The sequence below is a fragment of the Clostridioides sp. ZZV15-6597 genome (assembly GCF_020657815.1).
GTDB lineage: Bacteria > Bacillota > Clostridia > Peptostreptococcales > Peptostreptococcaceae > Clostridioides.
Genome location: NZ_JAGWCT010000045.1, coordinates 16317 through 30893, shown reverse-complemented (window position 1 = coordinate 30893; position 14577 = coordinate 16317). Strand labels below are relative to the sequence as shown.

Annotated in this window: 15 protein-coding genes and 2 other annotated features; of the genes, 12 read left to right on the top strand and 3 right to left on the bottom strand. The window is 27.5% G+C overall.

Annotation, left to right across the window (positions count from 1 at the left end; all coding sequences use genetic code 11):
* Positions 1-934, bottom strand: a 934-nt coding sequence (locus KGF52_RS11640) for a type II CAAX endopeptidase family protein (RefSeq protein WP_227840304.1), incomplete at its 3' end; no start/stop codon positions are given.
* Positions 935-1024: 90 nt separating this feature from the next.
* Entirely contained in the window at positions 1025-1207 is a 183-nt protein-coding gene (locus tag KGF52_RS11635; protein ID WP_227840303.1) for a hypothetical protein, read from the bottom strand.
* A 255-nt stretch (positions 1208-1462) separates the two neighbouring features.
* On the opposite strand from KGF52_RS11635, the gene KGF52_RS11630 reads away from it, so the two are divergent.
* A complete protein-coding gene (locus KGF52_RS11630) occupies positions 1463-1780 on the top strand; it encodes an HTH domain-containing protein (RefSeq protein ID WP_227840302.1) in 318 nt (105 codons plus the stop codon).
* A gap of 246 nt (positions 1781-2026) precedes the next feature.
* On the opposite strand, the gene KGF52_RS11625 is transcribed toward KGF52_RS11630, so the two are convergent.
* Entirely contained in the window at positions 2027-2221 is a 195-nt protein-coding gene (locus KGF52_RS11625) for a DNA-directed RNA polymerase (protein WP_227827431.1), read from the bottom strand.
* 632 nt (positions 2222-2853) lie between these two features.
* Here KGF52_RS11625 and KGF52_RS11620 point away from each other — a divergent pair.
* The 11 genes from KGF52_RS11620 to KGF52_RS11570 all read left to right on the top strand — a co-directional run bounded on the left by KGF52_RS11620 (position 2854) and on the right by KGF52_RS11570 (position 14437).
* Entirely contained in the window at positions 2854-3693 is an 840-nt protein-coding gene (locus KGF52_RS11620) for a YihY/virulence factor BrkB family protein (protein ID WP_227827432.1), read from the top strand.
* 129 nt (positions 3694-3822) lie between these two features.
* Positions 3823-4443, top strand: coding sequence for a dihydroxyacetone kinase subunit DhaL (dhaL, locus tag KGF52_RS11615; RefSeq protein WP_227827433.1), 621 nt, complete (start codon positions 3823-3825; stop codon positions 4441-4443).
* A gap of 55 nt (positions 4444-4498) precedes the next feature.
* Positions 4499-5500 carry a dihydroxyacetone kinase subunit DhaK gene (locus KGF52_RS11610; RefSeq protein ID WP_227840301.1) on the top strand — a complete coding sequence of 334 codons (1002 nt, stop codon included), beginning with the start codon at positions 4499-4501 and terminating at the stop codon, positions 5498-5500.
* A gap of 23 nt (positions 5501-5523) precedes the next feature.
* Positions 5524-6408, top strand: a complete 885-nt coding sequence (lsrF, locus tag KGF52_RS11605; RefSeq protein WP_227840300.1) for a 3-hydroxy-5-phosphonooxypentane-2,4-dione thiolase — start codon at positions 5524-5526, stop codon at positions 6406-6408.
* A gap of 49 nt (positions 6409-6457) precedes the next feature.
* Positions 6458-6769, top strand: a complete 312-nt coding sequence (locus KGF52_RS11600) for a hypothetical protein (protein WP_227840299.1) — start codon at positions 6458-6460, stop codon at positions 6767-6769.
* Positions 6770-6885: 116 nt separating this feature from the next.
* Positions 6886-7821: a sugar-binding transcriptional regulator gene (locus KGF52_RS11595; RefSeq protein WP_227827437.1), complete on the top strand. Its 936-nt coding sequence runs from the start codon at positions 6886-6888 to the stop codon at positions 7819-7821.
* Positions 7822-7948: 127 nt separating this feature from the next.
* Positions 7949-9805 (top strand): ATP-binding protein, encoded by a 1857-nt coding sequence (locus KGF52_RS11590; protein WP_227840298.1) that lies wholly within the window; start codon positions 7949-7951, stop codon positions 9803-9805.
* An 81-nt stretch (positions 9806-9886) separates the two neighbouring features.
* Positions 9887-10127 (top strand) — a binding site (T-box leader).
* A 69-nt stretch (positions 10128-10196) separates the two neighbouring features.
* Positions 10197-10435 (top strand) — a binding site (T-box leader).
* A gap of 84 nt (positions 10436-10519) precedes the next feature.
* Positions 10520-11737, top strand: coding sequence for a homoserine dehydrogenase (locus KGF52_RS11585; protein ID WP_227433002.1), 1218 nt, complete (start codon positions 10520-10522; stop codon positions 11735-11737).
* A gap of 113 nt (positions 11738-11850) precedes the next feature.
* Positions 11851-12411: a hypothetical protein gene (locus KGF52_RS11580; protein WP_227840297.1), complete on the top strand. Its 561-nt coding sequence runs from the start codon at positions 11851-11853 to the stop codon at positions 12409-12411.
* Positions 12412-12635: 224 nt separating this feature from the next.
* Positions 12636-13901, top strand: coding sequence for a histidinol dehydrogenase (gene hisD, locus KGF52_RS11575; RefSeq protein ID WP_227840296.1), 1266 nt, complete (start codon positions 12636-12638; stop codon positions 13899-13901).
* A 173-nt stretch (positions 13902-14074) separates the two neighbouring features.
* Positions 14075-14437: a VOC family protein gene (locus KGF52_RS11570; RefSeq protein WP_227840295.1), complete on the top strand. Its 363-nt coding sequence runs from the start codon at positions 14075-14077 to the stop codon at positions 14435-14437.
* Positions 14438-14577: the final 140 nt, after the last annotated feature.

Genomic DNA, 14577 nt, shown 5'->3' with positions numbered 1-14577 from the left:
AGAGGTGTATAAGTGACAGTATTAGGCGTTCTACAATATTATAATAGCTAGAAATTGTTTCAGCGTCGCTGTAAAGAACTATAAGAGATAAGCTATTAACTAAAACATGAATTATAGAACAAACCCATATATTTTTAGTTTTCATGTAAACATAACCTAAAAATATAGAAAGTCCAATTCCATATATCAAATGTACTGTACTTCCAATTATTGGAGCTTGTGGGCTATATAATGTAAATTGTAGAGGTAAATGCCATAAACTCCAACAAATACCTACCATTATGACACCTGTTTTTTTAGAAAATTTATCAAAAAAGAGATTTTGTAGATAATATCTCCAACCATATTCTTCACATAAAAAATGATAAATATATGTTAATGATGTTAAGGGAGTAAGCATATAATATAAAATTCCATTATAGTTAAGTTGGTTTTTACTTATCATCAATCCAAATATGATTTGAGAAAATATAAAGTAAACAATTAATAAAGCACTTATTTTAAAATTTTTTAGAAGATATAAATCTTTTGATTTAAAAGAATAAGTAATAACACATAAACTACTTAAAAAAATTAATATAAGATTCATTATTTCTAACTTATCATTATTTATTAAATTTAATGATTCAATAATAAATAACAAAAAATAAGCAAGAAAAAACAGTATTATTAGTGAATAAAACTTATACTTATCGTTAGTTTTCCCTTCAGTGTAAAATTTTGAAATGGCAACTGAGGATAATGGTAAAATCATCATGAATGATGCAAAATTTTCTGGTTTAATAAACTTCATAAAATACAATAGTAAACCTAGTAAATAAGTAAGTCCAAAAGTTATAGAAAAAAATATTATAATTTGGATTTTCTTTCTTTTTACTTCATCTTCAATATATATTGGATTTAATAAGTTTATAAATTTTTCTTGTGAATTCAATAAAAGTAACCTCCTTTACAGTATATTTTTTTAGTATGTAAACTTTAAAGACATTTGTTTTAAAAATAGATTTATTTTTCAGACCTACTATTAATCTCTCTTAGTTTTTCTATAATAATATAAAAATAAAGCAATATATACTATAGGTAATAAAAGTAATACTTTTAAATCAAGGTCAAATGTATTAGTATAAAATGTAAATATGACTGCTAATAATACAATTATTAAGTTTGGGATTGTTTGAAGAAATGCTTGTTTTGCTCTTTTATTCATTGTATTTCCTCCTCGTAAATATTAATATTTCAAAATGTTTTTCATAAAATAATCAGTAAATTATATTTAACTTTCTTAATCAAAGTATAGCAAGAGAATAAGAATAAAGAGTTACTAAAATATTACAATGAAAAATAAAGAAATAAAAAAGTTTATATTTCAAGGTTTTAGAATTGCTTTATTATACTTAAAACTATATAAGTGTGATACAATAAAAATACATTTAATAATTTTATTTATAGGAGTTTAATTTATATGGAAGTAAAAAAGATAGATAGTAATTACATAGAGCCTTTACTTAATAAATTAATTGATGAATATTACATAAATGAAAATATTTTATCAAATTTGATTAAAATAGAATCAGAAAAATTAAGAAATTATAAAAAATATGAAAAAGAATTTACAGCAGATTTAGATTTATGGGCAAAATGGATAAATTTTGTTTTGCAACTCGAATATACTATAGATGTTGATTCAGATTCTAGGATTAGAGGTATTTTAAGTTCACTAATCGATACATATGAACTTAATGTTGAATTTATAGCTAAAGTTGCACATGTTGAAGAATAATATGTTGTAGATTTTATGAATGGAGTAGATTACTTGCCAACAGAAGTAAAATATAGTATATGTGCTACTGCTATGAATCTGAGTTTAATATTTAAAAATACGGAAATATAAAGAGATAAGTATAAATATCTGTATTAATCTACCTAAATATCTTATGATGTTATCTATACATAGGTTATCTATACATAGAAAAAGCACCTATAATTAAAAGGTGCTTTTCTTATTTATCCAATTTATATTGTGTTTTTATCCTATTTGTTTTGTTAAAGCTTTTGCATATTTAATCTTTGATTTTTCATTAGTTTTTTCAAACAAATCTAAAGCACAATTAGTACAAATATTTATTTCATTACAACTATCTTTTTCAGAGTAAGTTATATACTTATTTTTAGACTTATCCATCTTTTCTCCACAATAACTACATACTATAAAGTTACTCATATTTTAAGACCTCCACTTTATTTATTTTTGAGTATAAAAATATTATTTAAATAGATTTTGTATTAACAATTAATGTAAAATTTGTATAATTCTGAAAATTAATTTGTTAAAATTATAGCAAATTTGTAACTTTACTTTTAATTATAATGTATTTTATTCGAAAGATAAACATTATAACCATAAATATTTAACATTTATTATATATTTCTTAAATTATAAACATAAGATTAATATTGATTTGATATAATTTTACATAATCAATAATTGTTTAAGAAGAAAAGATAATAAAATTAAAAGTCACCCTGATAATACTAGTTTGTTTAATATTTTTATTTGTTGTTGCTAAAAACTCTTTTATGTTGTCAATTCAATTAGAAAATACATCTCTAATTTCATCTTTTTAAATTAATACCACTAGAAGCTTGTATATAATCATAATTATAACCTAATAATATCTATTTAATTCAAGATTATAATTTTACTTTCGTTGCCTAGAAAATTAAAATGTTAGTAGAATTATTATTTTCAGTTTTTATTTATGTTATTTTTGTTTAAATAATTATATTATGGCATGAATCTGAGTATAATTAATATTGTATAATGAAATTAATATTAGAGAAAAGGGGATATTTATGTTTGGGATAGATAAAAAATTAATTGAGTATATAGTTGCAAAATCTAATTACAGTGAATTAAGTTCAAAATCAGCAGAAGTATCTTTTTTCTTAATGTTGTCTATATTTCCTTTTTTGATATTTACAATAAGTTCTATAGCATATATACCAGTTCTTCATTTAAATAAATATATAGCCTTATTTAGAAATATGATGCCAGAGAGTGCTTTTGATGTATTATCTTCAATTATAGTTTCTGCAATAGACAATAGAAGTTTAAATTTTTTAGCTGTCAGTTTTGTACTTACTATGTGGACATCTTCAAGAGCAGTAAAAGCACTTATTAAAGGAATGAATAGAGCTTATAAGGTTAAAGAAACTAGGTCTTTTTTTAAAATTTTATCTATATCATTTTTATTTACAATTATGCTTTTGGTATTGATTTTTTTATCTATGATATTTTTGGTTTATGGAGAGAAGATAGGTTACTTTATTTTTAACTTTATAGGATTAGATGAGATATTCATAAAAATATGGGATATTCTAAGATACACTGTAGGTATTGCAACAATAATAGTAATATTTACATTTTTATATAAGTATACACCTAATAAGAGTTTGACTATGAAAGAATCTGCTCCAGGTGCTATTTTTGCTACATTTGCTTGGTTTGTAGTATCATTTTTCTATTCTTATTATACAAATTATTATGCTAACTATGAAGTAATATATGGAAGTATAGCTGAAATAATTGTACTTATGACATGGATATATTTTAGTAGTTGGGTTATTGTTGTAGGCTATGAATTAAATTCAAGATTGTATTTTAGAAAGATAAGAAATGAAATATTAAAGTAAAATATTAAAATAAAAATTGGTATTTAATATTGCAAATGTAAATTTTGTAAAAACGTTTTCTAAAAATAATTTACATTTGTTATTACATATGATAATATTGAGTTAAGATATTGCTAAGGAGATGATTCAATGTTGTCAACAGCTACATGGAGAAAAATGCTAATAAGTGCAGCAGAAATATTAAAAGAAAATAAGATATATTTATGTGAACTAGATGGTATAGTTGGAGATGGTGACCATGGAGTTACTATAGATAGAATAGCGGATTGTATGAGAAAAAGAGCTTTAGAAGAACATGATGATGATAGTATAAAATCAATTAATGAAGATTTGAGTACTTTATGTATGAATGTAAATGGGGGATCAGCAGGTCCTTTATGGGGAACTATATTTGAGGGAATGGCTGAAGGGATAGAAGATAAAAAAGAACTTAAAATAGAAGAAGTAAAAGAGATGTTTATTGAAGCAAGAGAAAATTTATCTCTTATTTCTACTGCTAAAGTAGGTCAAAAAACACTAGTAGATGCATTATACCCAGCAATAGATGCTATGTATAATACTGAAAGTGACAACATAAAAGATGTTTTTAAAGTGAGTTATGAGAAAGCAGTAGAAGGCGCAGAAAACACTAAAACTTACATAGCAAAATTTGGACGAGCAAAAAGTATAGGAGAAAGAAGTTTAGGGCATATGGACCCAGGTGCTGTTTCTATATCATTAATGTTTAAAGGTTTATATAGTGCATTATAAAAAAGATTAACAAAGCAATTAATCAATATAACAAATTTAATAGGGGGAATTTATCATGTCAATGAAAAAATTTATTAACCAACCAGAAGATTTAGCTAGAGAAGTTTTAGAAGGTTTAGAACTTTCAAATTCGGATTTACTAAGAGTTACAGATTCAAATTTAGTAATAAACAAAAAGTTGGAAGAAGAAGACAGAGTAACAATAGTTACTTTAGGAGGAGCAGGTCATGAACCAGCTTTAAGTGGATTTGTTGGGGATGGAATGGTTGATATAGCTGTAGTCGGAGATGTATTTGCCGCTCCAGGACCAAATTCTTGTTTAGAGGCTATAAAGATGGCAGACAAAGGGAAAGGTGTATTATTTGTAGTTCTTAATCATGCTGGAGATATGTTGACAGGAAACCTTGTTATGAAACAAGTTAAAAAAGAAGGATTAAATGTTAGAAAAGTTGTTACTCAAGAAGATATAGCAAATGCACCAAGAGAAAATAGTGATGATAGAAGAGGATTGGTCGGATGTATACCTTTATATAAAATAGCTGCAGGGGCTGCTAAAGAAGGAAAATCTTTAGATGAAGTTGCAGAAATAGCACAAAAATTTGCTGATAATATGGCAACTATAGCTGTTGCATGTAAAGGAGCAACTCATCCATCTACAGGTATGGTAATTTCTGAACTTGGAGAAAATGAAATGGAAATAGGAATGGGGCAACATGGAGAAGGTGGAGGTAGACGTATGGAAATGAAGTCTGCTGATGAAACTGCTGAAATAATGACACAGGCTTTAATAAAGGATTTGGATATCAAAGATGGTGAAAAAGTAATGTTAGTAGTTAATGGTTCAGGAGCTACTACTTTAATGGAAATGTTAATAGTTTATAGAAAGTGTCATAAAATATTACAAGAAAAAAATATAGAAATAGTTTCAAATTGTGTTGGAGAACTTTTGACTACTCAAGAAACAGCTGGATTCCAACTATTTATAGCTAGAATGGATGATGAATTATTGAGATATTTCAATTCACCATGCAATACACCTTACTTTAAAAAAAATTAGACTAAATTAAAGGGAGATAAAAAATGGCAGATAAAGATGGAATAATATTACCAAAAGATTATGGAATAGGGATAAAACCACCTCAACAGAGTTTTTATTTAAAAGGAATGGACAATGTAGATTGGGGAATGAAAAATAGATTATCAAAGATATTTAATCCTAAAACAGGAAAATCATTGATGTTAGCTTTTGACCATGGATATATAATGGGTCCTACTCAAGGATTGGAAAGATTAGACCTTTCAATCCCTGACCTTATAGAAGATGCAGATTGTCTTATGGCTACAAGAGGGGCTTTAAGAACGTGTATAAATCCCACTCAAGATAAAGCTATAGCACTTAGATGTTCAGCTGGGAGCTCCGTACTTAGAGAGGATATGAGCAGGGAAGTTATAGGAGTTGATATAGAAGATGCGATAAGAATGAATGCATCATGCTTAGCTATACAGACATTTATGGGGGCTGAAGGTGAATGTAAGGCTATAGAAAATTTAGTCAAAACAATAGATATGGGAAATAGATATTCAATACCAGTTTTGGGTGTCGTTGCAGTAGGTAAGGAGATGGAAAGAACTGCGAAATATTTTCTATTAGCCACTAGGATGTTAGCTGAATTTGGAGCAAGTATAGTAAAGACTTATTATTGTGAGGATTTTGAGAAAATAACATCTGCTTGTCCAGTGCCAATAGTCATAGCAGGAGGGAAAAAAGTTCCAGAAAAAGAAGCGTTAGAAATGGCTTATAGAGCTATAAATGAAGGAGCAGCAGGAGTTGATATGGGAAGAAATGTATTCCAATCAGAAAACCCAAAAGCTATGATAAAGGCAATAAAGGCTGTAGTTCATGAAAATAATACTCCAGAACAAGCATACAAGTTATTTGAAGAATTAAAAGAAGAATATAAGTAGTATAAATCAAGTTTAATATATAGATTTCAATATAATTGGAGGGGAATTTATGGAATTTGTACATATAGGTGTGATAACAGATAAGCCACAAGAGCATGAAGAGTTTAATGAAGAATTGAAGGTGTATATAACAGACCCCAAATACACAGATTTCAAATATGAATATTTAAGATTTGTTGAGGGAAGCCCACTTCCAGAAATAATGCAAAAAAATCCTCATGTTGCATATAAAGTAAAAAACATGGACAAATATCTAAATGAGAATGAAGTAATTGTAGAACCTTTTAAAGTAGGAGATAACTTAAAATGTGCGTTTATAATTAATGGTGGTTTTATAATTGAATTAATGCAAGAATGTTAATATTTAAGCTAAAAAGTCCAGAATTTTTCTGGGCTTTTTAAATTTTTTATACAACTTGACAAATTTTATCTAATGAGATAATTTTATCTTAAAATCAGCTTTGAAAGGATGAAAATATGACTATTGAAAACGAAATGTTGAAATTAGTAGAAGTATCAAAAATGTATTATGAAGATAATAAAACTCAAGCAGAGATTGCAAAAGTTTTAGGCGTGTCAAGACCATTAATAAGTAAAATGTTAAATAGAGCAAAAGAAATTGGAATAGTAAAGATAGAGATTAGGGAACTATTTTCTAGTAATGATTTGCTGATGAATCAGGTGAAAGAGATATTTAACATTAGGGGTGGACTAATAGTACCAGAAGCTAAAACCGAATATATAACTCAACAAACTATACTAAGTCATGGAATAAAATATATAAAAGAAGAATTACCTAAGGTTAGTAATGTCGGTATAGGATGGGGATATACTATAGGTAATATAATAGAAGAAATACAAAAGAGTGAGGATACTTGTACTTTTAAAGGAGAAGTATATCCATTGGTTGGAATGGCTAACATACCAAACAAAGGATATCACCCTAATGAATTAATATCTGTATTTTCAAATAGTACAGGATTTAGTCCTGTATTTTTATATGCGCCTGCATTTCCAACTAGTAGTGAAGAACGAAATATCTATTTGAAAACTGAAAATTATCAAAGTATGGAGAAAAAATGGGATAATATAGATACAATAATTTTATCTGTTGATAATTATCCTCAGGTTCCAGACCAAGCTACTGCGATTAGATTTGGAAAGAAGCTTACAAAAGAGAAAGCAATAGGTTCCTTTTTATCTTATTATTTTAATAAAGATGGAGAAATAATTAAAAGTGATAGTGATTATGTCATACAAATACCTCTTGAAAAATTAAAAAAGGCAAAAAAAGTAATAGCTATATGTTCAGATTCTAGTATAGATTCAATAACAGGTGCATTGAAGACTGGATACATAACACATATCATTACTGATGAAAAAAAAGCGACACAAATAATTATAAACAAATAATAAATTACATAAAATTAAATTTATTCACAAATATTTGTTATAAAATATGTTATAATTAATAGAAAAATGTCATATAATTACTTAAGAAGTATTATTATAAATAACATTGAGAGGTAGTGGTTAGGATATGGAAATCCATAATAAATATGTGAATTTTATAAAAAATATACCTGTGCCTTTTTTATACTGTAAGATTATAAGAGAACATGAAGATATAGAATATAGAGTGGAATATATAAGTAAAGGTATGAGTCAAGTATTGAAACTGGAAGAGGGAATTTGTGATAAAAATATATTAGATGTATTACCTATATTTAGAGCAAAAAAATATTCCAAAGAGTTGTTCTCAGATAATGTAGATTGTATAAAAAGATATATTCCAGCACTTAAAAATTGGATAAATATAAGAAAACAAATAGTTGGAGATACGTACATAGTTTTGTATTTTAGTAAAATTGTATTCGATTATAGACAGATAATCGATTCATTTGATAAAAAAGAAAAACTAGCTTATGTTAAAGATGAAGAAGGAATATATATAGATTGTAGTGAAAATTTAATATCAATATTAAATAACAAAATTAAAACTACAAAAGATATATTTGGAAAAAATGATATAGAAGTATGGGGAGAACGAACTGGAAAATTATTTAGGGATGACTATTTAGAAGGAATATCTAGTAAAAAAAGATTTTTACAAAAATTATTTGAGTACGAAGAAACATTTTTTATGGTTGAAAAATATTTCTTATATGATGAAAACGAACTTTTAGGAACTATAGGAATAATAGATAATGTAATATACAGTGGATATAATAATAAAAACTATGATTCAAAAAACTTAATGAAAATGATTGAACACTCAATACCAGAGAATATGTTTTATAAAGATGTATATGGAAATTATATTGGGTTTAATTCAGGATTTTTGAATCTAGCCTGTATGAATAAAGAAGAATTACTAGGTAAGAATAGTCATAAAATATCAACAGAAGAATCTCTAATAGACAAGATATGTAAAAGTGATAAGGATGTAGTTGAAAATAAAAAGATTGTTACATTTGAATCAAATATGATTATACATAACGAAAACAAGTGTATTGAGATTACAAAAAGACCGTATTTTGATAGTTATGGTAGTGTCATTGGAATAATTGGTACAGCAAGGGATATAAGTAGAAGAAAAAAATTAGAAGAAGAGATGGATAAAAATAGAATGGAGTTTTTTGCAAATCTATCTCATGAACTTAGAACTCCTATAAATTTAATATCATCTTCATTACAAGTAATAGAAAAGAAAGAGGCAGACTTAATAGAATCAAATGATACTCTAAAAAGAAATCTAGGTATAGTAAAACAAAATGGAAATAGAATATTGAGATTAGTAAATAATGTTCTAGACTTTACAAAAATGCAGTCGGGATACTTAGATTTTAGGCCAAAAGAGTCTGATATAATATCATTTGTGGAAGATATATGTATGTCTGTAGCCGATTTTGCAAGTCAAAATAATATACAACTTACATTTGACACAGAAATAGAGGAATTTTCAATGTTATTTGATTCAGAAAAATTGGAAAGAATAATATTGAATTTACTTTCTAATGGAATTAAGTACAATAAAAAAAATGGGAAAATAAATATATTCTTATATGTGAAAGATAATATGTTTGAAATGAAAATATCTGACAGTGGAATAGGTATACCAAAAGAAAAAATAGATAAAATATTTAATAGGTTTGAACAAATTGACAATGAACTTTCTTATAGAGTTAAGGGCAGTGGAATTGGGCTTTCACTAGTGAAATCTTTAGTTGAATTGCATGATGGCAGTATATCTTTAAAGAGTCAACTTGGTGTTGGAAGTGAATTTATTGTCTCGTTGCCAGTTAGAAGCAAAAATAATAGTGAAAAATGCAATTATAAAAGAGAAATCAGTAGTGAGCTAAGTAAGAAATTAGAAATAGAATTTTCGGATTTATAAATTAAGTATAAAAAATAAAATTTAAAAAAACTATTGACAATTTATTTGTAAGGGTTTAAAATGAATTACAATATAATAAATAAAAAAGCGATGAATAGGAAGAGTAAATCTAATTCGATTATCAGAGAGAAAAGTCCGCTGGCTGAAAGACTTTTTAAATTAGAGAGATTGAAAACTACCTAGGAGCTACTTTCTGAAGTTATCTATATTAATAGATTTTAGTAAGAATAGTCGTTAACTACGTTAAAGTTTAAAGTGGGTTTTCATAAAAAATGAAAACTAAATTAGGTGGAACCGCGGGAATTATACTCTCGTCCTTATGTTATAAGGATGGGAGTTTTTTGTTATTTAAAATATTATTTGAAAGTATAAAAAGGAATTATAAAAAATTATAAAAGTGATGAATAGGAAGAGTAAATCTAATTCGATTATCAGAGAGAAAAGTCCATCGGCTGAAAGACTTTTTAAATTAGAGGGATTGAAAACTACCTAGGAGCTGTTATCTGAAGTTACTCTAAAAAGAGTTTTAGTAAGATTAACCGTTAACTGCGTTAAAGTACAAAGTGGATTTTGTCAATAATTGACAAAAATCAAATTGGGTGGAACCGCGAGCATAGACTCGTCCCTTTATATAGGGATGGGTCTATTTTTATTACAATAAAAGATTGAAAATTAAAAAAAATCGGAAAATTATAAATTTAGGAGGAAAATAAAATGCAAAATAAAGTGAAAATTGGAGTACTAGGATATGGAACTGTAGGAAGTGGACTTATAGATATAATAGATAATAATAAAGAGAAAAGAAATATAGAAATAGTTGGAATTTTAGTTAATAATTTAGAAAAACATAAAGAAAAAAAATACTCTAATATAATAACTAATAATATAGATGACATATTTGAGAAAGATATAGATATATTAGTTGAAGTTATGGGTGGTTTAGAACCAACACTATCTTATATCAAAAAAGCATTAAATAATAAAATTCATGTTGTTACAGCAAATAAAGATTTATTAGCTGAATGTGGAGATGAGCTTGCAAAATTAGCTAGTGAAAATAAAGTAAGTATTAAATTTGAAGCTTCGGTTGCTGGAGGTATACCAGTATTAAAGCCTATAATAGAATCATTAGAAGGAAATAATATAGATAGCATAAATGCTATTTTGAATGGAACTACTAACTTTATATTATCTAAAATGTATGATGAAGATTTGTCTTATGATATGGCATTAAAACAAGCTCAAGAATTAGGTTTTGCTGAAGCAAACCCAGAGTCAGATGTCTTAGGATATGATGCTGCTAGAAAACTATCAATATTGTCAACTCTAGCTTATGATAATAGAGTATACTGGAAAGATGTATATTTAGAAGGAATTACAGATATAGATGAAAAAGACATAGAATATGCAAAAAAATTAAATTGTAAGATAAAATTAATTGGTCAAAGCAAATATGAAAATGACAAAGTAAGTGCATTTGTTAGACCTGTTCTAGTGGAAAAAGATAACATACTTGCTAGAATAGACAATGAGTTTAATGCTGTCATAGTAAATGGAGATTCAGTAGGAGAAGTTTCTTTTGTAGGTAAGGGAGCTGGAAGTCTAGCAACAGGAAGTGCAGTTTACTCAGATGTTATTGATATAATAGATAATAGAGTTTCTAGTATAGACTCTTTTACTAAAGATAGAATACAAGTAAATAAAATAGTTAGAGAAAAGTGTGGAGCACTTCTTAGATTTAAAAAATGTAATAAAGATGAAATATTGAATATAGTTGGGAATTGCTTAGTAAATTATGATATTTTAAATGATGATGATGAGCTTGCTATTATGGTTTATGCTGACTCTGAGTATGAAATAAATAACAGTTTATGTCTAATAAAAGATAAAGGATATTGTGAAAAAATGAATAAAATGTTGAAAATAAGCTAAAAAGAAAAGAATATAGGTTTCTATGTAACATATTTTGAAAATTTTAATACTATATACTATGAGATGAAACAAAACATCTCATAAAAAATTAAAATTAAAAGGAGATATGCTATATGGGAAATAATAGATGTTCAGGAGATTGGTATAGAAGAAGTTATTCTACATCAAGATGGTTCCAAGATGAGAATAATTCATGGGATAGAGATAGAAATAGAGACTGTGACAGAGACAGAGACTGTGATAGAGACAGAGATTGTGATAGAGATAGAAATAGAAATAGAGATTGTGACAGAGACAGAAACAGAGATTGTGACAGAGACAGAAACAGAGATTGTGACAGATTTAGAAGAGAAGCTGAAAAAAGAGAAAGAGAAGCAAGAGAAGCATTCTGTGAAGCTGAAGAAAGAGGAAGAGAAGCAAGAGAATATGAATGTGAAGCTAGAAAAATGTGGGACAAAGCAGAAAGATCTTGGAATGAATATTCAGCTTATAATTATCAAGGTATAGAATCTCTAGAAGAGTCTAGAAGATTCTTTGACGAAGGTATGGAATGTGAAGCTAGAAGAAATGGAAACAACAATAATAACCATAATTGTGATAGATGTAAATGTCATAAGTGTAATTGTGACAGATGCAAATGTGATAGATGTAATTGCAATTGCTGTAGAAGATAAAAAATTTCATTGACAAATTAATAGTTAAAATATATCATATTATGTATAATAAAGAGAAAATTCAGAAAGATTAACGGAAATATAAGTATAGTTATTAGACAAATAGTGCTCAGTCAGTGATGTGAGTACAATATGATTAAACTCCTATCCTCTAGTTATTGATAGAGGGTGGGAGTTTTTATTTATTGCTAGAATGATAACATTATAAAACTAGGAGGAAAAAGATGAAGAGTATAAAAAAATCAAATATAAAAGAAAAGGTAGATGAAAAAATACTAAGAGAACAAGTAAGTTCTATAATAGAAGATATAAGAAATAATAAAGAGACTGCTTTGAAAAAATATAATGAAATGTTTGATAAAAACACAAGAGATGAATTCAGAATTACTGAAGAAGAAATAAAAGAAGCCTATAAACATGTAGATGATGAATTTATAAAAAATTTAAAAATTGCTGCTAAAAATATAAGAGAATTTGCAAAAGCCCAAAAGGCTAGTTTCGAAAATTCTTTTGAAAAAGAAATCTATCCAGGCGTTATTTTAGGTCAAACTAATATTCCTATAGAATCATGCCTTGCATATGTTCCAGGTGGCCAATATCCTTTATTTTCAACAGCTCTTATGCTTATAATACCTGCAAAAATTGCAGGAGTAAAAAGAATAGTAGCTTGTTCACCAACGATGAAAAGCACTAAAAATATAAATCCTAAAACATTAGTAGCTATGGATATAGCAGGAGCTGATGAAATATATGCAACTGGAGGAGTTCAAGCTATAGCAGCATTTACATATGGTACAGAAAAGATTAAACCTGTTGATATAATCGTAGGACCAGGAAATAAGTTTGTAACAGAAGCTAAAAGACAATGTTATGGGCAAGTTGGAATTGATTTTGTAGCTGGTCCAAGTGAAGTTCTTATAATAGCTGATGAAACTTCAAATCCAGTTTATATTGCAGCTGACTTGTTGGCACAATGTGAGCATGATTTGAATGCAAGAGGTATATTATTAACTGATAGTTTAGAAATAGCACAAGAGGTTGAAAAAAATATAGAAACTATGCTAAAAGATTTACCAACGAAGGATATAGCATATAGTTCCTGGAAAAATAATGGAGAGATAATTCTAGTTGATGATATGGAGGAAGCCATTAAAATAAGTAATTTTTATGCACCAGAACATTTAGAAGTTGCAGTAAATGAGTATGATGATATTTGTGGTAGATTAACTAACTATGGTTCACTATTTATTGGTAACTTGTCTGCTGAGGTATTTGGTGATTATGTTTCAGGTACAAATCATACACTACCAACATTAAAAGCATCAAGATATACTGGTGGTGTTTGGGTCGGTACTTTTATAAAAACTTGTACAAAACAAATATTAAATGAAAAAGCTATAAAAATATTAGCTCCTGTTGCAGAAAAGTTAGCAAAAGAAGAGGGATTATATGCACATGCAAAGGCAGCAGAAGTTAGATTTAAGAAGTAGATAAAGATAGTTTTAATTGCTATAAAAAATATATACTGGAATAAAAAATAGTTATTTCTCCAGCAGGCAATCAAAGAAACATATGCTTTTTCGCCTTTGGTGGATAAGGCGAACAGAAGAAGATTATTTATATTTTGTGATTGGGTGAAAAATGATTATTGGGAGGTGAGAAGATGCTAACAGGATACTACTGCACAAATATTTTTTCTGAGCAAGCGAAAGAACTTATTGAGTTTTATAGGCAAATATTAGAAATACCCTTTATTAAAACCGATGATGACAATTCAAATGGGGTTTATCTTGGCTTTATAGAAAACGCACCCACTCTTTGTATATGGGACTGTAAAAAATGTAATGTACAGCCGACTGGGCATCAATCCTTTGTATTTCAAACAAAAACTCTTGATTTAACAATGGAATGTTTGAAGGAAAAAGGGATTCCGCTGTCTGAAGCCATTAGATATGATTGGGGAACTTACGAGGTTCGCTTAGGCGATATTGACGGAAATGAGATAGTGATAGTTGAGTTTGTGTGATAGATGGTTTCTGTTTATAGGGCGATTATGAGCATTTTGCGCAGTTCGCCTTATTGGTATAATGCGCAGTAGCTAATAAAGGGGATTACAATAGTGGCAAGCAGGGTATGAGTGTACAAACTCATACGATTTTCTCAATT